Source organism: Pseudomonas sp. nanlin1 (assembly GCF_045571515.1).
In the GTDB taxonomy this organism is placed as follows: domain Bacteria; phylum Pseudomonadota; class Gammaproteobacteria; order Pseudomonadales; family Pseudomonadaceae; genus Aquipseudomonas.
On record NZ_CP124218.1, the window covers coordinates 3193541 to 3213729 of the forward strand.

Genomic DNA, 20189 nt, shown 5'->3' on the forward strand with positions numbered 1-20189 from the left:
CCTCTTGTTTTTGTTAGGTGCTTGCTCACGTACGTCAGAACGGATAAGCCGGCGGCGCCTGTTTAACCGTGACCCACTGCCATTGGCTGTATTCGTCCCAATCGGACGGCCCGCCGACGCTGCCACCGTTGCCCGAGGCGCCGCGCCCGCCGAAGGGGTTGACGCACTCGTCGGCCACGGTCTGGTCGTTGATATGCAACATCCCGCAGTTCAGCCGTTCACCCAGGGCCATGGCCCGGCCCACGTCGGCCGAGATCACCGCCGCGCTGAGGCCGTAATCGCCTCGGTTGGCTAGGTCGATGGCTTGCTCGTCGTCGCTGAACGCAATGACCGAGGCCACCGGGGCAAAGAACTCTTCATCGAATGCGCGCATGCCTGGGCGCACATCACTGAGCACCGTGACCGCAAAGAAACGCCCATCCGCCGCGCCGCCCAGGTGCAAGGTGGCCCCTGCCGCCAGGCTGTCGGCGACAATCGACTGGGCTCGCTGCGCCTGGCGCTCATTGATCAGCGGGCCCAGGGCCGCTTCACCCCGGGCCGCATTACCTAGCGTCAACTGACGGGCTTTTGCGACCAGTTTGTCGGTGAACGCTGGCGCAATCGACTCGTGCACCAGGATCCGCCCGGTGGCCATGCAGATCTGCCCCTGGTGCAGCCAGGCGCCCCAGGCAGCATTGCTGGCAGCCAAGTCCAGATCGGCATCGGGCAGCACGATCAACGGGTTCTTGCCGCCCAGCTCCAACGCGACTTTTTTCAAATGACTGCCGGCCACCTGGGCCACCTTGCGCCCTGCTTCGGTTGAGCCGGTGAAAGCAATCATGCGCACATGGGGGTCGCGGCACAGTGCCTCGCCCGCGTTTACGCCGCCGGGCAGCACCTGCAATACGCCCTGGGGCAAACCCGCCGCCTCAAATAGCCGCGCGATGATAAAACCCCCGCTGACCGGGGTTTGCGGGTCCGGTTTGAGCACCACGGCGTTGCCCACGGCCAGCGCCGGAGCGACCGAACGCAGGGACAGTACCAAAGGAAAGTTAAACGGTGAGATCACCCCGACCACTCCGTGGGGCTGGCGCCTGGCATACGACAAACGGCCGCCAGCGCTGGGCAAGACCAAGCCCTGGCCTTGGGCCAACAGCCCACCCGCTTGGCGCAATAGCACCACCGCCTCACGCACCTCGTGTTCGCCCTTCATCAGGCTGGCCCCGGTTTCCCGGGCGACGTACAAGGCCAACTCGGCAAAATGCGCCTGGGCCAGGTTCGCGGCCTGATAAAACACCTCGGCGCGCGCGCGTGGGTCGCTTGCCGCCCACTGCGTTTGCGCAGCGGCCGCGCTCGCGCAGGCCTGGACAATATCCTGCGCCTCGGCGAACCCGACGTAGCCCAATGGCTCGCCGGTGGCCGGCTCGACCACCTGGCAACGCCCCCCCGCAGGCACGACCCACTGCCCATTGAATACACGTTCGGCCCATGTTTCGTCGCGCAGAAAGCGCTCGCTGTTCAACTCTGACATGCTTTGACTCCGGCTCTTGTGGTTGTAATCGCCTCATACCTAAGCTCATCAGAGCAAACCCTGTGCCGACTTGTCTCTACCCTCCCCCCCGCACCTCTCGGGGCGCTCTAGCCTGGCCCTGAGCCCATTACAGAGGTGTCTGGCGACCGCTGCAGTAGCCCCGCTCGGGGAAAATCGGCTTGTTCATTTGGTAAAGTTATGTTTTATAACTATTCCAGCAAGTCATCTTTTCATCTAGCCTCCCAAAGAGGATGCATGCCATGGCCCAACACAGCTGTCCGATCCCTGACGCCCGTATCCCTACCACCCATTTCGCGCCACGGGGTGACAGCAGCCAGTTGAACGCGGCCCACTCGCCCACCGCTGCCGAACTCACCGATTGCCTGTTTTTCTCCCCGGCGGACGGGCGCATTTGGCTCAATGACCAACGCATGCTGTTGATGCACAGCTCCTCGTTTGGCGCCTTGCGCCGGGAGATCATCGAACGCCAGGGCCTGGAGCAGGCACGCGGTCTGTTTACCCGCGCCGGTTATCTGTCCGGGGCCCGCGATGCCCGGCTGATCCGCGAACGTTGGCCCCAGGCCGACGCCGCCGCCGTGTTCGCCGCAGGCACGTACCTGCACACCCTCGAAGGCATGACCCGGGTCGAGCCGCTGCACTTTCGCTTCGATGCCGAGTCGGGGTTCTACGAAGGCGAGTTCGTTTGGCATCACTCCTGTGAAGCCGATGAACACATCGCCGGGTTCGGCACGGGGCAAGACTCGGTGTGCTGGACAGAAGTCGGCTACGCCATGGGTTTTGTCAGCGGCCTGTTCGGCCATTTGGTGGTGTTCCGCGAGGTCGAATGCCGTGGCATGGGCCATCAACAATGCCGGGTGCAGGGCAAGACCGCTGAGCAATGGGGAGATGCCGAGCACGACCTTAGCTACTTGAATGCCGGCAGTGCCCCCTTCAAGCCTGAACAGGCGCCGGCCCCTGCGCCGCCCGCCTCGCCCGCTGAACCCCATAGCAGCGCTGGGCAACGCCCGATTGGCGCGAGTGCGGCGTTCAACTCGGCGATGCTGGCCCTGCAACGGGTCGCGCCGACCCCGGCCACGGTCTTGTTGAGTGGCGAGTCGGGCGTTGGCAAAGAGTTGTTCGCCCGCCAACTGCACCTGCTCAGCCCGCGCCATGCAGGGCCTTTCGTGGCGCTCAATTGCGCGGCCATACCGGAGAACCTGATCGAGGCCGAGCTGTTTGGCGTCGAGCGCGGCGCGTTCACCGGCGCCACCCACGCCCGTGCCGGGCGTTTCGAGCGGGCCAACGGCGGCACGCTGTTTCTCGATGAAATCGCCTGCCTCGACCTGCCCGGGCAAAGCAAGCTGCTGCGCGCCTTGCAAGAACGCGAGGTGGAACGAGTGGGTGGCAGCCAGCCGCTGAAAGTCGATGTACGGGTGGTCGCCGCCACCAACCTGGACCTGCGCAAAGCCGTGGCACAGGGGCGTTTTCGCGAAGACTTGTTCTATCGGCTGAACGTGTTCCCGGTACAACTGCCGCCCCTGCGCGAGCGCCGCGACGACATCCCATTACTGGCCAATGCGTTCCTGCGGCGCTTTTGCCACGAATACCAACGCAGCAACGCTGGGTTGAGCATGCGCGCCCTTAAAGTATTGCTGCGCCATGATTTCCCCGGCAACGTGCGCGAGCTGCAAAACCTGATGGAACGCGGCCTGATCGCCAGCGAAGAGGGTGAAGCCATTGACGTACAACACTTGTTCAGCAACGAGTCGCTGCCTGAGCCTGTCTACGGCGTCGACGCCCATGGCAGCCTGGCCGTGCCCCTGGACGAGCCAGCCAAGGCCCCTGCTCTGCTCGACAGCCTGACCCGCTTGGATCAGGCGTTCACCATCGACGGGCTCGAAGCGCGCTTGATCAACGAGGCATTACACACCGCAGCCGGCAATGTCGCCGCCGCCGCGCGCCTGCTGGGCCTCAGCCGGGCGCAATTTGCCTACCGCCTGAAAAAGCATCAGCCGCCAGGCCCAGCTTCTTAATGCAGCGCACGCTGCTCAAGGTCCGCGACCACCTTTTTCAAATCGATGAGGGTGACCCAGCGGTTCTGCTCGCCATTGCCGATACTCACCAGGCTGCGTACCCGGCTGTTGGCCGAAGCGGCTTTGTTTTCCCCTGCGCGCCAGCCCTCGGGGTGTCGATCGGACGAGTGGGTGAAGGCTTCGATGGAGTCGGTGCTGCACACTGCCAGGCCGAAACTGCGCTGCTCGCCGCGCACCAACAGCACCCGCGACTCGATGCCCGGCGCTTGGGGCGCGCCTTCGATCAGGCTGCTTAGGCAAATCAGTGGGATCTGCTCGCCGCGCAGGTTGAACTGGCCGAGCAGGTGATTTTCCGGTTGCGGCAAACCAATGAATGCATCGGGTATCTCGAGAATTTCCAGAATCTGCTCCAACGCCACCACGAACTGCACCGGTGCGTGAAACACCAGGCAAGCCTGGTTGAAGCGCTGGGTGTCGCTGACTGCCATTCCCGCCGCTGGCGGCGAGGTCTGATGAATTTTGGCAAAGTTCAGCGTCTGCGGGCGGTCGAGCAGCGCCACGTGCTCGAGCAGCAATGCCTGGTTGCCGTTGGTGCGGCCTATGACCCCAGCGAACAGGCTCGGCTCACGCAAGCCATAGGTTGGGATCGGCAAAATATCCTGCGCCCGTACCCGCTCGATGGCCACCAAGTGATCATAGGCAAAGCCGATTCGGTAACCCGCCGTGGAGGTCAGCACCAATAGTTGCTGCTTGCTCTGCAGGTCCACTTCGACCTCTAGCCCGAGCGTCAGACTAAGGTTCAGGGCAGGCACATCGACGCCGCGGCGGTTGGCGATACCCAGGCAGTACTCGTGGCCGAACTTACTCGCTTGCAACTCTGGGCGGTCCACCAATTCAGTGATCGCTCGGGCGTCCACGGCAAAACGCTGCCGGTCGCACTCGAACACGAACAGGTGACGCACCGCGTAGTTCGCCTGCTGCGTGGGCGCCAACGCTAGCGTGCGGGGTACCTGGGCCATCAATACATCAGGCAGCGCCGCCAGGGCCGCGAGGTCGAGCAAATAGACCATGCGCTCCTCGCCCAGCAACGCCAGTTCCGGCAACAAAGCCGGTGACGCGTGGGGTTGCTGCAGGCGGCAGATGTGCTGAGCGTCGATCTTCACCACATCGCTGACGGCGTCGATCACCAAGCCAAAACGGCCACCTTCATGGTGAACGATGGCCACCTTGGCGGCGCTCGGTTCGTGACGCTCGGCGCCGAGCAAGTGAGGCAGGTCGATCAACGGCAAAGCCTTGCCCCGTAGGCTGAACAGCCCCAGCAAGGCACCACCGGTCAGCGGGTGGCGCTGGATCTGGGCCGGCCAGTTGACTACCTGCTCCAGCGCCAGCCCGTCCAGGGCCACCTCGATTTGCGCCACCTTCAACACACCGAAGGCTCGATCAGTGGTCATGCCGCCGGGTCCTTACCGCCCATACCGTTGCTCACTTTGATCTGGTTCAGCTCCTTGATCAGCTCGCCGACCCGTTCGGCGGAGCGCAGTTGGTCAGTGGTCGCGGTGTTGATGGTGTCCATGGCGTCGGTGGTATTGACCACTCCGGCGACGATCCGCGCAAAGGCATCGCCCGCGCTACGGGAGATCGCATTGCCGCTGTCGATACGCTTTACCGTTTCCTGAATCAGCTTGTTGATTTCCTTGGTCGCATGGCTGGATTTTTCCGCCAACTTACGCACCTCGTCGGCCACCACCGAGAAGCCCAGGCCATGCTCGCCAGCCCGCGCCGCTTCGATGGCAGCATTGAACGCCAGCATGTTGGTCTGCCCGGCGATCTCGCTGATGACTTGAATGATCTCCTGAATATCTTCGGCCGACTTGCCGATAGCGACCATCGCGTCGGTGGCCTGGTCGAGGGTCTGCGCACCGCGCTCGGCTTCGTCGCGGGTGATACGCGCCAAGTCATTGGCATGGCCGGTATTCTGGGCCACCTGACCGATGGCCTCCATCAGGGTTTCTACGGACTGGTCCATGGCCTGGGTCTTGGCTTCGATGGCCTCTTCCAGCTCGACCTGGGCGGTGATGTCGATGGCGAACTTGACCACCTTATAGGGCTGGTTCAATTCATCGAACACTGGGTTGTAGGTCGCTTGAATCCAAATACGCTGGCCGTATTTGCTCACCCGCATAAAGCGCCCGGTAAAGAACTTACCGTTGCCCAACGAGCTCCAGAACTCTCGGTAGGCAGAGCTCTTCACATATTCAGGTTCGCAGAACAGACGGTGATGCTGCCCTTTCAATTCGTCCAGGCGATAGCCCAACAAATTGAGAAAGTTGCTATTGGCACTCAGGATATTGCCGCTCAGGTCGAATTCGATCACCCCTTGGGCGCGGTCAATGGCGTTGACCTTGCCCTGGAACTCCATATTACGCAGTTTGCTCTGAGTGACATCCGTGGCGAACTTAACCACTTTGTACGTATGGCCCTGGGGGTCGAGGATCGGGTTATAGGAAGCCTGAATCCACACGTCACTGCCATCTTTACGCACGCGCTTGTATTCGTTGGAGTCGTACTCGCCGCGGGCCAGTTTTTCCCAGAATTCCCGATAAGCATGGCTGGTGGCGTAGCCTGGCTCGCAAAATATACGGTGATGTTTGCCCACCAATTCTTCCAACTCGTACCCAACGGCATCCAGGAAGTTACGGTTGGCATACATGATGTGGCCATCCGGAGTGAACTCGATCATGGCCTGGGAGCGGTCGATGGCGATGATCTTGCCTTCCCACTCGGCGTTACGGTTACGGCTCTCGGTGACATCGCTGGCGAATTTGACGATTTTGATCGGCTTGCCACGTTTGTCCATCACCGGGTTATAGCTGGCCTGCAACCACACTTGGCTGCCGTCTTTGGCCAGCCGCTGGTACTGCCCGGAGTCATAACGGCCAGTTCCCAGTTTTTCCCAGAACATCAGGTATTCTTTGCTGGTGGCGTAGTCCGGCAGGCAAAACAAGCGGTGGTGGCGCCCCCTGATTTCTTCCAGCTCATAGCCCATGCGGTTGAGAAAGTTCTTGTTGGCATTGAGCACATTGCCCTGCAGGTCGAACTCGATAATGGCCTGGGAGCGATCGATGGCATTCAACAGCGACCCAAGGTCGGTGTTCTCATCGTTGAGATCAATGAAGGTGGAATTATCTTGGGTCATGGTGCAAGTCCGGAGGAAGTTCGGGTAATGACATGCGCATGACAGACGGCGAAAACGTTCAGCTTCGCCCAGTTGTACGCCCGTCCTAGGCAATGTATCGGCGCGCCCCGCCTGGGCTTGAGGGTTTTGCGAGGATAAAATACGGCATATAGCTATTACCGCAGGGCGCTATGATCCGTCCTGTTTCCCACGTTTCGAAGGCATGATCGATGTCGCTGACCCTACGCCAACTTCGCTATTTCATCGCGACCGCCGAAATCGGCCAGATTTCCCAGGCAGCCCTGCACCTGAATATTTCCCAGTCGGCCGTTACGACCGCGATTAAAGAGCTCGAAGCGTTGCTGGGCACGGTGCTGTTCGTGCGCTCTGCCCACGGCATGAGCCTGACCGAAGCCGGGCGGCACTTTCTCAACCGCGCTTATGGGGTCCAGCGCAGCGTCGACGATGCCCTCAATAGCCCCTTGCCAGGCCTGCGGGCCAGCGGCCGGTTGCGCGTGGCCGCCAGTTATACGGTGATCGGCTACTTCCTTCCGCACCACTTACAGCGCCTGGGCCATTGGCACCCAGACGTCACCATCGACATTTACGAACAGGAACGCAGCGCTATCGAAGAAGGGCTATTGAGCGGCCAATACGACATGGCGGTGGTGCTGACGGCCAATCTGATCCACCCGGATATCGTCTCCGAGACGCTGTTCAATTCTGAACGTCGGCTATGGCTGCCAGCCCAGCATCCGCTTAGCCAGCGCGCTAACGTCGGGCTGGCCGATGTTGCCCAGGAGCCCTACATCATGCTGACCGTGGATGAAGCCGAACACAGTGCGCGCCGCTATTGGGCCCAGGCGGGCCTTGAGCCGACGGTGCGGTTACGCACCAGTTCGGTGGAGGCAGTGCGCAGTATGGTTGCCAATGGCAGTGGAGTGGCGATCCTTTCGGACCTGGTCCATCGGCCGTGGTCACTGGAGGGCAAACGCATCGAGACCGTAGGCCTGAGCGACCCGGTAGCGCCCATGAGCGTGGGGCTGGCGTGGCACCGAGGGCACCCGTTCACCCCAGCCATGCAGGCGTTTCGTGACTACTTTCACGAAGCGCAGGGCACGCGACGCTGATCGAACTCAGTCGCTCAAGCGATTAATCGACCTTGACCACCCAGCCCTCTGGACCTTCGATGTCGCCGGTTTGAATGCCGGTCAATTCGGCATACAGGCGCTTGGTCACCGGGCCCACTTCCTGCTCGCTATGGAACACGTGCATTTTGCCTTTGTATTGAATACCGCCAATGGGCGTGATCACCGCCGCCGTGCCGCAGGCGCCAGCCTCGACGAAGCGGTCTAGTTGATCGATATGCACTTCGCCCTCGACCACGGTCAAACCCAGACGGCTTTGGGCCAACTCCAGCAGCGACAGACGGGTGATGCCAGGCAGTACCGATGGCGACTTAGGCGTCACGAACTCATTGTTCGCGGTAATACCGAAGAAGTTGGCGGAACCCACTTCCTCGATCTTACTGTGGGTCTGGGGGTCCAGATAAATGCAGTCGGCAAACCCCTGCTTCTTCGCTTCAGCGCCCGGCATCAAACTGGCGGCATAGTTGCCACCGACTTTCGCCGCACCAGTGCCACTGGGGGCCGCGCGGTCATAACCGGAAATCAGGAAGTTGTGCGGTTTCATACCGCCTTTGAAATAGGCCCCCACCGGAATCGCAAACACCGAAAAGATAAACTCGGGCGCCGTGCGCACGCCGATATTGTCACCCACCCCAATAACGAATGGGCGCAGATACAGCGCCCCGCCGGAACCATAAGGCGGAATAAAGCGGTCGTTGGCTTTGACGACTTGGCGGCAGGCATCAATGAACTGTTCAGTGGACACCGCAGGCATCAGCACCCGGTCACAACTGCGCGCCATGCGCAGAGCGTTTTGGTCGGGGCGGAACAGGTTAACCGAGCCATCCTTGCAGCGGTACGCTTTAAGCCCTTCGAAGCACTGTTGGCCATAGTGCAGCGCGGTCGAGCCTTCGCTGATATGCAACTGGTTGTCTTCGGTCAGGGTACCTTCATCCCAAGCGCCATCGCGCCAGTGCGAGAGGTAGCGCTGGTCCGTCTTGATATAGTCGAACCCAAGCTTGTCCCAATTAATGCTTTCGTTACTCATGACACCCTCTATCACGTGGCAAGCGCCTGGCGGGCCAGGCTTCCGACTTTTCTTCAGTGCCAACAATACTGTATTCATCGCTGAAACACAGTCAGCAAAACAACCAATTCGGCAACTTTCTGGGTGAAGCCTTACATCTCAGGGCGGCCGCTTAATACCATACGCACCATTGCCTGCAGCGTTTGCGGCCCGTAGGGCTTGCTGAGCAAGTGGATATCAGGGGTCAGTTCGTGGTTGACCGAAATCAGGTCGCGGGTGTGCCCTGAGGTGAACAACACGGCGATAGGCGGTGTTCGCGCCCGGGCCCAGGCGGCCAGCGCCGTGCTCTTGACCTGCCCTGGCATGACCACATCAGTAAACACCAGGTCCACCTGCGCCCCGTCTTGAAGCAGGCGCAAGGCTTCGTCGCCGTTCGCCGCAATCGACACCCGATAACCGAAACTGCGCAACAGGTCGACCGCCGTGGCCCGCACCTCTTCGTCGTCTTCCACCACCAGGATACTGGCCTGGTCCAGGCTGCTGGGGACGATAGGCACTGCCGGCGGTGCCAGTGCCTGGTGGTCGATGCTGCGCGGAAAGTACAGGTGCACGCTGGTGCCCCGCCCGACCTCACTGACCATCTCCACATGGCCGCCGCTCTGTTTGACAAAACCAAACACCATACTCAAACCCAAGCCAGTGCCCTGGCCAACCGGTTTGGTGGTAAAAAATGGCTCGAATGCCTGCTCAAGGACCTGTGGCGGCATGCCGCGCCCTCGGTCGGTCACGGCCAGGTGCACGTATTCGCCAGGGGTGATCTCTTTGCCAGCACAGAAAACCGCATCCAGCACCACGTTGGCGCCCTCGAACGCGATGGTGCCTTCCCCGCCCAACGCATCCCGGGCATTGATGGCCAGGTTCAGCACTGCATTTTCCAACTGGTGGCGGTCGACATGGATCGACCACGGCTCGGCAGGCAGCTTGACGCTGATTTGAATGGTCTCACCCAAGGCCCGCTGCAGCACTTCGTCGAAACCTTCATGGAGCTGGCCCAGGTCATACAAGACCGGGCTCAATGGCTGACGCCGAGCGAAGGCGAGCAATTGCGAGGACAACTTGGCGCCCCGCTCCACCGCTGTCACCGCCGATGCCACCCGCCGCTGAATCTTGTCGTTATCCGGTTCAATGCGAGCCAGCAGGTGCAGGTTGCCAGAGATTATCTGCAGCACATTATTGAAGTCATGGGCTACGCCGCCGGTTAGCCCGCCAATGGCTTCCAATTTACGCGACTGGCGCAATTGCTCCTCGGCGTTGGAACGCGCCAGTACTTCTTCGCTAACCCGCTGCTCCAGTTCGCGGGTTAGCTGCATCAGGGCCTCTTCAGCCTGCTTACGTTTATCGATATCGATCAACACCCCGGGAAAGCGCTGCGGTTGGCCGCTTGCGTCAAACTCACAGCGGCCACTGGCGAGCACCCAGAGGTAACTGCCATCCGGGCGCCTGATGCGATATTCAGTGTGGTACGGGCAGCCGGTGGCAACGGTGGCCTCGATATCGGCATCCACGCGGTCGCGGTCGTCGGGGTGGATAATCTCGCTGGCGACCTGGCCCGGCAGCCCTTCGGTGGACTGCTCGAGGGGATAGGAAAAGGTGCGGGCAAAGCGTTCGTCGCCGGAGACTCGGTTATTCGGGATGTCCCACACAAAGCTGCCGAGCACCGCACCGGTATTGAGCGCCAACTGCAAACGCTCGTCGGCCGCCCGGAAACCCGCTTCGGCATGCTGGCGGGCACGCTCGGACACCACGTGGGCGGTGGTTTCAACCACAATCGCCATGACCCCGGCAGGCGCGCCGGAGTCGTCCGCTACCGGGCTGTAGTTGAGGTCCAGCCAAAGGGTTTCCGGCTCGCCGTTACGCAGTAGTACCAGCTCTTTGTCGCGAAACGACAAAGTGCCGCCGGCCAGGCAGGTATCCAGTACTTGGCGGTTAAGCTCTGCGACTTCAGGCCAGCCCAGCTCCACCGCACGACCAAGCAACTGCGGATGCCGCGCGCCAGCGAACAAAGAATAAGCATCGTTGTAAATCATGTAGCCCTGGCGGCCCCAGAGCATTACCAACGGCACCGGCGAGCCCAACATAAATTGCACGGTGGCCCGCAGGCTCTGCGACCAACTATCGATCGGCCCCAGGTCGGTAGGGGTCCAGTCGAACGCTCTGATGCGCTCGGACATTTCGCCGTGCCAACCTTGGCAACCGTGGCTTTCTGAAAGGAAAGACATTAAAACGCTCTGTACGTGGGGACAGGTTCAAATTTAACCTGAGATATAGCGTAATGACACTAATGATGGCAATGCGTTTCAATTTGAAGATTCAGACACACCGAAGCCCGAGCTTCATATAACGGAAGTGACATTTGCGTTCATTCTGCATGCTTTATGGGCATACACCAGGGCATGTCAACGACGCGACAAACGATCTTAATAGTCCGATGAAGTGTTTGACTTGGCGGGTATTTTTCAACCCGTATGAGTGAAACGTTTAACCTCCCGCAGTGAATAATTTCGATCCTGATGCCGCCGTTGCTGCAATAATGATGCAAATGTCATTTTATCGGCGCCACTTGAACGTCACAGCTAAATAAGAGCGTTGCGCTTGCACTTGTGCATTATTCACATCGCAGACTGTATGAACCCTGACATATAGGGCTTAACCCCTTGTAAAACAAGGCTTTTATGGATTGTGAAAAACTCGATTGAGCGTTGACCGTCCCGTTTGTGTCAATAAATATTCAAAGAGATGATGACACTTTGATAACTTCTTATAAATCAATCACTTACGAAGTTTCAGTTTTTATAAATGCCACCTGTACACTTTTTTGACGAAAAAATTTGACAGCCTTTCTGAAATAGTAGATATATCTCTCCACGAGCGCTGCATGCCGCTCGTGCAGTCGTGCCGCAGAGCACACTTCTAAAACAAGCTTCGCCACAAATGCTTTACCCATTCCCGCTGTCGATTCACAAGGCCTGCCGGTTCGCGAGGCTTTGCGCGTTGGCGATACAGCTTCGGCTCAAAAGGGTGAGTTAGGCGGCAATTGGCGGTCGAGAACGCTGCCCCATAGGGCAGAAAGATGAGGCGCTAAAGGAGTTTTTGCCGCGCCAATAAATAGGCGGTGCGGCGCGCAACTGTTACTCGGGTGAAACACCGCTGGCGGTGACAGAGCAAGATTTTAAGAGTTCAAAGTTTTTTAAACCACTGGTCGGATATTGCTAAACCAAATACGCACTTGCTGACACCCTCCACCGCCGTCAGCCAGTGATCCAAAAGTTAATAGTGCACTGTTGTAATATTGACTCGAGTCATGGCAATATGATGGCAACTTGAGATTCACCACGCCCCGCACTGTTAGCGGCGGCGAATTTCTCCGAACGACACTTACCACAGGGAGCCCGGTCAGCCATGCATACACCACGCACATCTCACGCCGACTCTCTGTTGCAGTGCACCTTGCGCCATGGCCTGGCGGCCGCCGCCGATGCCGACCTCGAGCATCAGCGCAGCCCCTGTCGAGAGAACGTGCGGGCCTGACTAGACATTTCTGACGATCATTACGAACTGCTCAACTTTTCAGCCAAGCAAACCTCAAGGGCCCGGCAATACGCCCTGGACGCGAGTATGGCTGGAGCTCAACCCAATGGCGCTGGCCGCCTACAGTAAGGACCTACACATGCGCAGCACACTCATTGCAGCAGCCTTGGCGATTTTGGCAAGCAATGCGGCTCATGCAGACCCCGCAACGGCCGATGCATTGAAAGCAGCCAATATCGAGATCAGCGCCGAACAGCTTCAGGCCATCAGTGCAGCCGAAGGTGACGCCTTGGTCACCCTGTTGGGTCAGTTGGTGTTGGTCACCCCTGAGCATGCCGCAGCCATCATCGCCGCGAGCGTACCGCTGAACCCGCAATTGGCCGGGCCGATCATGAGTGCAGCCCTGGCTGCCGCGCCCGCCCAATCCGAACAGATTTTTGCCGCAACGGTTCAAGCAGCACCTGAGCAGTCTGGCCAATTGGCGGTTCTGCTCACTGAAACCCAGCCCACCGCGGCGGGCCCTGAGGCCAACACCGTGGGTGTGAATGCGCCGGGCGCACCGAGCAGCGCCAATGCAGGCACCGGCAGCGTCAGCGCTGCCAGCCCGAACTGATTACTTAACGATACAAGCACTCTGTATGGGTCGCTTGCCGCGACCTCACTGAACCACCATGGACCTGCTAATGAAATCGATCCGTCGGCTTGCGATGATTCTGGCCACTCCTGCATTCCTGCCCTCGCAAGCGTCGGCCGTCGAAGCGGCCAGCGTGGACATTCTCGGCTTTCAGTTCACCCCGACCCTGAAAGTCGGCGAAACCTTCGACGACAACTTTCGCGAAGTGGAACGCAATAAAGAGAGCTCCTGGATCACCACGGTCGCACCGGGTTTCGAATTCAAGGCAGAAGACCGCAACAGCGCTTACCGCCTGACCTACCTGGGCTCGCGGGACATTTTTCACGACGCCGAAAGCGCTAGCCACACCGACCATGACGTCAAGCTCGAAAGCATTTTGGAGTTCACCTCGCGCAACCGCCTGAACCTGGAGGCCGGTTATGCCAAGAAAGAGGTCACCAACTCCACCAGCGTGCTGGATGAGAACGACAAGTATCACACCCAGTACGTTGGCGGCGTATTTAGCTACGGTGCGCTAACGGCGGCAAACCGCATTGACCTGGCGGCCAAATACCAGGAAATGCGCTTTGACAATAGCAACGGGGTGAACTCGGACGAAGAACGCGACACCTCGTCTCTGGGGGCGACCTGGTTTCACCGCCTGGGCGGTTCAACCCGCGCGCTGGTGGAACTGCGCCACAACGATTACGACTACCTGACCCCCAGTAGCCCACGCAACAGCGTAGAAAACGCCCTGCTGGTGGGCGGCACCTGGGACGCCACCGCACGCACCACCGGCAAGCTGCGGGTGGGCTATGCCAAGAAAGACTTTGAAGACAACAGCCGCAAAGACCTTTCCAGCCCAATGCTGGAAGCCAGCGTCGACTGGGCTCCACTGACTTATTCGAAATTCAGCGTCAGCGCCCGCCAGGCCTTCGACGAAGGCGACGACGGCGCTGACGCGATCAAGAGCACCAGCGCCGGCGTGGCCTGGGCCCACGGTTGGACCGAGCGCGTGGTCTCCACCGCCAGCTTCAACCTGACCCGCCTGGCCTACGAAGGCCAGGACCGCACCGACGACATCAGCGAAGGTGGCCTGTCCGTGGCTTACAAAATGCGCCGTTGGCTGGATATCTCGGCCGGCTATCGGCACCGGGTGAACGACTCGACCGCCGATGACCAAAGCTTCACCCGCAACATTTATATGATCAGCATGACCGCGAGCCTTTGATACACAGCGAATAGAGCCCTAGCTATGACACGCATTATCGTTTTTATGTTTCTAAGCCTGCTGCTGACCCCTTTCGCTTTTGCGGACGACCAAAGCGTTGGGCAATACAAATTGGCCTCCGGTGATGTGGTGAAACTCGTGGTCTATGGTGAGCCCGATCTTAGCGCTGAGGAGATCCGCCTCAATGATGCGGGCAACTTCTCCGCGCCCTTTATCGGCATGATCCCAGCCGCTGGCAAGACTGCCTATGAAGTTTCGCAGATCATCAAGCAAAAACTGGTCGACGGCGGCTACTTGAAAGCCCCCGAGGTGACGATCTCTGCGGTGTCCTATCGCGAGTTCTATATCTCTGGGGAAGTGATCAAAGCCGGCGGTTACCCCTACCAGCCTGGGCTGACGGTCGACAAAGCCGTGGCCTTGGCCGGTGGCCTGACAGAGCGCGCTTCAAAGAAAAAAATCTCCATCACCCGCGGTACCGGCGACAAACGTTCGGAGCTGCAAGCCGAGTTCAACTCCAGAGTTGAACCGGGCGACACCATCACCATCGACCAGGGCTTTTTCTGATGAATATGATTCAGCGTAACCACCTCGATGGTGTCGCGCCACCTGTCCACCACGCCGAAGAGAGCGACGCCATTGACCTGGTGAAGTTCTGGAAAGTGGTTTGGCGCGCCAAGTGGAACATCGCCGCCCTGGTGGTGATCGTGACCATGCTGGCCGTGGTCGCGGTGCTCAACCTGACGCCCCAGTATCGCGCCACCGCGACCTTGGTGATCGAAGAGAAAAACAAGCCGGTGCTGTCGTTTCAGCAGGTGGTCGACCCGTCGAACAACACCAGCGAATACCTGCAGACCCAGCTGGGCCTGCTGCAGTCCCGTGGCTTGGCCGAACGCGCCGTGCGCAAGCTCGACCTGACCCACAACCCGCTGTTCGACCCACGCCAACAGGCACAACCGTCGTTTACCATCCGCGGCCTGCTGCACACATTCCGCATCGACGAGTTCATCCCGATCTTGCGCGTGCCGGAAGAAACCGTGGCGCCGACCGAACAAGACATTCTCAACTTCGTCACCCTCCGCTTGATGGACCGCATCTCGGCCATGCAAGTGGGCAAGAGCCAACTGCTCGCCGTCAGCGTCGAGCTGCCTGACGCGCAACTGGCCGCCGACGTGGCCAACGCCCTGGCGGAGGGTTTTAACGAAAGCCAGCTGGACGCCAACCTGGCCGTGTCGGTATCCACCACCAATTGGATGAACTCGCGCCTGGACGAACTGCGGCAGAAACTGCGCGCGGCGGAAAACCTGTTGCAGGGCTACCGTGAAAGCCAGGGCCTGGTCGACGTCGACGGTGTTGCTACTATTAGCGCCAACGAGCTGTCGGAAACCGGCAACCGCATGATCGACGCGCGCCGCCAGCGTGCCGAAGCCGAAAGCCAGTTCCGCCAAGTGCAGACCCTGAAAAACGGTGGCATCGACCGCCTGGCCAGTGTGCCTGCGGTGCTCGGCCACCCGCTGATTCAGCAATTCAAGGGTGACCAGGCGCGCGCCCAGGCTAAAGTCGACGAACTGTCGGCTCGCTACGGCGACCGCCACCCGGCCATGATCGCCGCCCGTTCGGACCTCACCGCCGCCACCGCCAGCCTACAGTCCCAGGTTGACCTGGTCGTGGCCGGTATCGAGCGCAACTACCAGCTGGCCCGCGCCAACGAAAACTCCTTGAGCGCGTCGTTCGACAAGAACAAAGCGCAGATCCAGGACATTTCCCGTAAGGAATTCAAACTGCGCGAGCTGCAACGTGACGTCGACAGCAGCCGCGTGCTGTACGAGACCTTCCTGACGCGCTTGAAAGAAACCGCTGCCACGTCCGACATCAACACCTCGAACGCACGCATCGTTGACCCGGCCATTGCCCCGAGCAAACCAGCCAAGCCTAACAAGTCGCTGATCATCGCCATTGCCGGGATCCTGGCAGGCGTTATCGGTATCGGCCTGACCCTGCTGTTCGACGCCTTGAACAACACTTTCAAGAACGCCGAAGAAGTCGAAAGCAAGCTCAACGTACCAGTGCTCGGCATCGTGCCCCTGGTGCCGAAAAAGAACCGCAAGCAGATCGCCAACCTGTTCGAACAGAACGACGATGGCTATTTCTGTGAGTCGATACGAACCTTGCGCACCAGCTTGATTCTGTCGGCCCTGGATACCCCGCGCAAAGTCGTGCTGATCACCTCGTCGGTGCCCGGCGAAGGCAAGAGCAGTATCGCCAACAACCTGGCGTTCTCGCTGGCGCACATCGAACGCGTGTTGCTGATCGACGCCGACTTGCGTCAACCGACCATGGCCCGCAGTTTCAGTTTCCCGGTAGGCCAGCCTGGCCTGGCTAACGTCATCGCTGGTACGGCTGACCTGGCTGACTGCATTCGCACCGTTGGCAATGTCGACATGCTCTGTGCCGGCATGGTGCCGCCTAACCCCCAGGAGCTGCTGTCCTCGGTGCGCCTGACGCGCATTCTGGAAGAACTCAAAGGCCGTTACGAGCGCATCATCATCGACTCGCCACCGACCCAAGCGGTCAGCGACCCGATGCTGCTGGCCAACCATGCCGATGCGGTCATTTATGTGATTCGTGCCGAAAGCACATCGATTCCCCTGGTGCAAAAAGGAATCAGCCAGTTACTGCAGAACAATGCACCGTTAACCGGGATGGTCCTCAACTTGGTCGACCGCACGCGTACTGAGAAGAGCCGTTACAGCTATGCCAATTACTACCAGAGTTACGGTTCGGCGCAAGCCAAGAGCTGAGTAAAACCAGGGTTCATGCCGGCGGCGTTCGCTACCGGCTTTCACCCTAATTAGATATTTATTTTTGAATGCCTTGCCGCCCTGCCCGCGCTGTTGCGCGGTGTCACTAAGCAATGGCAAGGACGCGTTCGTCCCGAGGCCGCATGATTGACCTGCACTCCCACCTGCTACCCGGTATCGATGACGGCGCAGATAACATGCAAGATGCCCTGGAAATGGCCGCACACGCCGTTGCCTGTGGCACCACGCATATGCTCTGCACGCCGCATCTGCACGAGGGCCGCTATAGCAACGATGCCGCCAGCATCGCGGCCGCTTTGCGCGGTTTTCGCGACGCGCTGGAACAGGCTGGGGTGCCCTTGCAGGTCAGCGCGGGGGCCGAAGCACGCTTCGACTCGCAACTCATGACCTTGGCCAAGAACCACCAATTGCCGTTTCTCGGCGAATGGGACGAACGTCAAGTGTTGTTGCTGGAGTTTCCCCATGCACGGATCCCCGCCCATGCCGAAAAACTCACCGGCTGGCTGCTGAAAAACGGCATCCAACCGCTCATTGCTCACCCGGAACGCAACCGCGGGCTGATGGGCGAAGGTAACCACCAGCAACTGACGCCGTTCCTCGACCAAGGCTGTTTATTGCAAGTGACCGCCGGTTCGCTCACGGGCAACTTCGGCAGCTCGGCGCAAGCCCTCGCCGAGCGGCTGTTGCTCGACGGCAACGTCTGCGTCATCGCCAGCGATGCCCACAACATGCGCCATCGGCCGCCTAATCTGCTGCCTGGCTTGGAACAGGCGATCCGCCTGGTCGGCGAAAGCGCAGCGCGCAAACTGGTGCAAGACAACCCGTGGCGCATTGTCCGGGACCAATTCAAGGCGAATGCAGCATGAACGATAGTGTCCTCGACACCTCCGGCTGGAGCACTGAGCGCCGCCGTAGCCGCACGGTGCAGAAGCCGGCCTCGAAGCTGCAGAAAGCCGCCAACGCTGCGTGCCTGGCTACCACCGCCGCAGCGCTGGTGCTGGGCTGGCAGTTACTCAGTGCCGGCTTGGCCAGTAGCCACGTGAGCGCGTCACTGCAGCAATGGAGCCGTCTTGGCCAGGCGCCCGAAGCACAACAGTTTCAGGCGGTACTGGAGTCGGCGAAACGGGCCAACGCTCGCTACCCGGTTGCCAGCGGCGCCTACCTCGATCAGCTCGGCCAAGTGCAAGCCTGGCAAGCCTTCGACGTACCGGCGGGCGCGCCCCAGGCGCGGGAATCGCGACTGGCCGCGTTGCAAGCGTACCGCCAGGCCGTGGCCGCGCGGCCGACTTGGCCCAACACCTGGGCGCGCCTGGCGACCATCAAGTTCGCCCTGGGTGAACTGGACAGTGAATACCAACACGCCGTGCAACAGGCTAACCAATGGGGCGCCTGGCGCCCAGACGTGCAACTGGAGTTGGCCAGCATTGGCCTGCGCGCCTGGCCAGAGCTTAACAGCGGGCAACGCGGTACGGCCCTGGAGTCGATGCACAAAGTCATGGCAGGCCCACGTGGCGATGCCCTGACCCTCTTTCGATTGGCCCGGCTCGCCGGGTTGCAACACGTAATCTGCCACGGAGCGGCTGAACACAACACCAGGGCCCAACAGCTCTGCACATCCACTGGGGGTAAAATCTAATGGCTTCCCAACACAGCAGTTTCGTAGCAAACCGCCGCGGCCTAACGTTCTGGGGTCAGTGGGCGGCGTCGATGTTCATGGTCAACGCCCTGCTTTCCATCCTGGTTTTACTGCATTTTGAAACCGTCCCCAGCGAATACCGTCTGCTTGGCATCCTGACCATCCTGGGTTCAGTGCCGGCCTATGCGGTGTGCCAGGTTTACCACAAGCGCCACCGCATGATCTCGGGCCTGGCTCGCTTGGCGGCTGCTTGGGCACTGCTGTTGTGCGGCCTGCTGACCGTTGCGTTCGCCACCCAGACCTCGCACTTGTATTCCCGTGAAGTGATGTTCACCTGGGCCATGCTGGGCATGCTGGTACAGGTCCTGACCTACCTGCCCCTGCGCCTGCTCACCCGTATGCACTCACGCAGCCTGCGTAACGAACGCCGTTCGGCGATCGTCGGCACCGGCGTGCTGGCCCGTACCCTGGCGCAGAAACTCAGCAGCCCTGGCCGCGTACCGCTGCTCGGCCTGATCACCACCAGCCGCAGCCAGCCCGACGCCAACTGCAGCCTGCCGATCCTCGGCGACCTGAAAGACTTGCGGCAAATCATCGAGACCTCAGGGATTCGCCGGGTTTATATCGCCCTGCCCCTGGAAGAAGTCGCCAGCATCGAAAGCATCTATATCGACCTGCTGGACTTGAGCGTCGACGTGGTCTGGACCCCAGACTTCGGCGGCATGCTGTTGCTCAACCAGTCGATCTCGGAAATCGAGCACATGCCGGCGATCTACCTCAATGAGAGCCCGATCAGCTCGCACCCGGCCGCCCTGTTCCTCAAGAGCGCCATGGAACGCAGCCTGGCCGCGCTGGCCATCCTTATGCTCAGCCCACTGATGATCGGCACTGCTATCGCGGTCAAGCGCTCCTCCCCTGGCCCCGTGCTGTTCAAGCAGGACCGTCACGGCTGGAACGGCGAAGTGATCAAGGTGTGGAAATTCCGCTCGATGCGCGTGCACAACGACGAAACCGTGGTCAAGCAGGCCACCATCGGCGACCCGCGCATCACCTCGGTAGGCCGCTTTATCCGGCGCACCTCGATCGACGAATTGCCGCAACTGTTCAACGTGCTGTTCGGTGAAATGGCCCTGGTCGGCCCGCGCCCCCACGCCGTCACCCACAACATGTATTACAACGACAAGATCAACGCCTACATGGCCCGCCACCGCATCAAGCCCGGCATTACCGGCCTGGCGCAGATCACCGGCCACCGCGGCGAGACCGAAACAGTCGAAAAAATGCAGATGCGGATTAACCAGGACCTCAACTACATCAACCATTGGTCGTTGTGGCTGGACATCAAGATCCTGGTGAAGACCCCGTTGTCGCTGTTTTCCAAGAACATCTATTGAGCCTTAGGGCCCATAGCGTAACGCGCCGGCCGGGGA

Annotated in this window: 15 protein-coding genes and 1 pseudogene; 10 read left to right on the forward strand and 6 right to left on the reverse strand. The window is 60.3% G+C overall.

From position 1 onward, the window contains the following. Positions 1-34: 34 nt before the first annotated feature. Positions 35-1510, reverse strand: coding sequence for a benzaldehyde dehydrogenase (locus QCL65_RS14750; RefSeq protein WP_407309846.1), 1476 nt, complete (start codon positions 1508-1510; stop codon positions 35-37). 260 nt (positions 1511-1770) lie between these two features. Here QCL65_RS14750 and QCL65_RS14755 point away from each other — a divergent pair, with 260 nt between their 5' ends. Beyond that, a complete protein-coding gene (locus QCL65_RS14755) occupies positions 1771-3543 on the forward strand; it encodes a sigma 54-interacting transcriptional regulator (protein ID WP_407309848.1) in 1773 nt (590 codons plus the stop codon). On the opposite strand, the gene QCL65_RS14760 is transcribed toward QCL65_RS14755, so the two are convergent. The 3 genes and pseudogenes from QCL65_RS14760 to QCL65_RS14770 all read right to left on the reverse strand — a co-directional run. Beyond that, on the reverse strand, positions 3540-4994 hold the full coding sequence (locus QCL65_RS14760; RefSeq protein ID WP_407309850.1) for a chemotaxis protein CheW: 1455 nt from the start codon (positions 4992-4994) through the stop codon (positions 3540-3542). The two genes, QCL65_RS14755 and QCL65_RS14760, sit on opposite strands and share 4 nt — an antisense overlap. Then, positions 4991-5569 carry a methyl-accepting chemotaxis protein gene (locus tag QCL65_RS14765; RefSeq protein ID WP_407316864.1) on the reverse strand — a complete coding sequence of 193 codons (579 nt, stop codon included), beginning with the start codon at positions 5567-5569 and terminating at the stop codon, positions 4991-4993. The genes QCL65_RS14760 and QCL65_RS14765 overlap by 4 nt, the downstream gene beginning before the upstream one ends. A 33-nt stretch (positions 5570-5602) precedes the next feature. Further along, a pseudogene (locus QCL65_RS14770) lies at positions 5603-6739 on the reverse strand (PAS domain-containing protein); the annotation flags it as partial. Between the two features lie 209 nt (positions 6740-6948). Here QCL65_RS14770 and QCL65_RS14775 point away from each other — a divergent pair. Further along, entirely contained in the window at positions 6949-7848 is a 900-nt protein-coding gene (locus QCL65_RS14775; RefSeq protein WP_407309852.1) for a LysR family transcriptional regulator, read from the forward strand. Between the two features lie 22 nt (positions 7849-7870). Here QCL65_RS14775 and QCL65_RS14780 read toward each other — a convergent pair whose 3' ends face one another. After that, the gene (locus tag QCL65_RS14780; protein ID WP_407309854.1) at positions 7871-8893 is read right to left on the reverse strand and encodes a branched-chain amino acid aminotransferase; all 1023 of its coding nucleotides are present in this window, start codon (positions 8891-8893) and stop codon (positions 7871-7873) included. A 131-nt stretch (positions 8894-9024) separates the two neighbouring features. Next, the gene (locus tag QCL65_RS14785) at positions 9025-11151 is read right to left on the reverse strand and encodes a PAS domain-containing protein (protein WP_407309856.1); all 2127 of its coding nucleotides are present in this window, start codon (positions 11149-11151) and stop codon (positions 9025-9027) included. A 1180-nt stretch (positions 11152-12331) separates the two neighbouring features. Between QCL65_RS14785 and QCL65_RS14790 the strand changes: the two genes are divergently transcribed. From QCL65_RS14790 to QCL65_RS14825, 8 genes are all read left to right on the forward strand, one after another. Further along, positions 12332-12460 (forward strand): hypothetical protein, encoded by a 129-nt coding sequence (locus QCL65_RS14790; protein WP_407309858.1) that lies wholly within the window; start codon positions 12332-12334, stop codon positions 12458-12460. Positions 12461-12599: 139 nt separating this feature from the next. Further along, complete coding sequence (locus QCL65_RS14795; protein ID WP_407309860.1) at positions 12600-13073, forward strand: hypothetical protein; 474 nt, start codon at positions 12600-12602, stop codon at positions 13071-13073. A 70-nt stretch (positions 13074-13143) separates the two neighbouring features. Beyond that, entirely contained in the window at positions 13144-14304 is a 1161-nt protein-coding gene (locus QCL65_RS14800; RefSeq protein ID WP_407309862.1) for an outer membrane beta-barrel protein, read from the forward strand. Positions 14305-14328: 24 nt separating this feature from the next. Then, entirely contained in the window at positions 14329-14868 is a 540-nt protein-coding gene (locus tag QCL65_RS14805) for a polysaccharide biosynthesis/export family protein (protein WP_407309864.1), read from the forward strand. Continuing rightward, complete coding sequence (locus QCL65_RS14810) at positions 14868-17102, forward strand: GumC family protein (protein WP_407309866.1); 2235 nt, start codon at positions 14868-14870, stop codon at positions 17100-17102. Before QCL65_RS14805 ends, QCL65_RS14810 begins: the two co-directional genes overlap by 1 nt. 143 nt (positions 17103-17245) lie before the next feature. Beyond that, positions 17246-17989 carry a tyrosine-protein phosphatase gene (locus QCL65_RS14815; protein ID WP_407309868.1) on the forward strand — a complete coding sequence of 248 codons (744 nt, stop codon included), beginning with the start codon at positions 17246-17248 and terminating at the stop codon, positions 17987-17989. Then, positions 17986-18759, forward strand: a complete 774-nt coding sequence (locus QCL65_RS14820) for a hypothetical protein (RefSeq protein ID WP_407309870.1) — start codon at positions 17986-17988, stop codon at positions 18757-18759. The genes QCL65_RS14815 and QCL65_RS14820 overlap by 4 nt, the downstream gene beginning before the upstream one ends. Next, complete coding sequence (locus tag QCL65_RS14825; protein ID WP_407309872.1) at positions 18759-20153, forward strand: undecaprenyl-phosphate glucose phosphotransferase; 1395 nt, start codon at positions 18759-18761, stop codon at positions 20151-20153. The genes QCL65_RS14820 and QCL65_RS14825 overlap by 1 nt, the downstream gene beginning before the upstream one ends. The last annotated feature ends 36 nt before the right edge of the window (positions 20154-20189 follow it).

Coding starts and splice junctions, on each gene's coding strand:
- QCL65_RS14825 (WP_407309872.1), top strand. CDS start 18,759: ATGGCTTCCCAACACAGCAGTTTCGTAGCAAACCGCCGCGGCCTAACG.
- QCL65_RS14750 (WP_407309846.1), bottom strand. CDS start 1,510: ATGTCAGAGTTGAACAGCGAGCGCTTTCTGCGCGACGAAACATGGGCC.
- QCL65_RS14780 (WP_407309854.1), bottom strand. CDS start 8,893: ATGAGTAACGAAAGCATTAATTGGGACAAGCTTGGGTTCGACTATATC.
- QCL65_RS14805 (WP_407309864.1), top strand. CDS start 14,329: ATGACACGCATTATCGTTTTTATGTTTCTAAGCCTGCTGCTGACCCCT.
- QCL65_RS14760 (WP_407309850.1), bottom strand. CDS start 4,994: ATGACCACTGATCGAGCCTTCGGTGTGTTGAAGGTGGCGCAAATCGAG.
- QCL65_RS14765 (WP_407316864.1), bottom strand. CDS start 5,569: ATGGACCAGTCCGTAGAAACCCTGATGGAGGCCATCGGTCAGGTGGCC.
- QCL65_RS14775 (WP_407309852.1), top strand. CDS start 6,949: ATGTCGCTGACCCTACGCCAACTTCGCTATTTCATCGCGACCGCCGAA.
- QCL65_RS14790 (WP_407309858.1), top strand. CDS start 12,332: ATGCATACACCACGCACATCTCACGCCGACTCTCTGTTGCAGTGCACC.
- QCL65_RS14785 (WP_407309856.1), bottom strand. CDS start 11,151: ATGTCTTTCCTTTCAGAAAGCCACGGTTGCCAAGGTTGGCACGGCGAA.
- QCL65_RS14810 (WP_407309866.1), top strand. CDS start 14,868: ATGAATATGATTCAGCGTAACCACCTCGATGGTGTCGCGCCACCTGTC.
- QCL65_RS14815 (WP_407309868.1), top strand. CDS start 17,246: ATGATTGACCTGCACTCCCACCTGCTACCCGGTATCGATGACGGCGCA.
- QCL65_RS14755 (WP_407309848.1), top strand. CDS start 1,771: ATGGCCCAACACAGCTGTCCGATCCCTGACGCCCGTATCCCTACCACC.
- QCL65_RS14800 (WP_407309862.1), top strand. CDS start 13,144: ATGAAATCGATCCGTCGGCTTGCGATGATTCTGGCCACTCCTGCATTC.
- QCL65_RS14795 (WP_407309860.1), top strand. CDS start 12,600: ATGCGCAGCACACTCATTGCAGCAGCCTTGGCGATTTTGGCAAGCAAT.
- QCL65_RS14820 (WP_407309870.1), top strand. CDS start 17,986: ATGAACGATAGTGTCCTCGACACCTCCGGCTGGAGCACTGAGCGCCGC.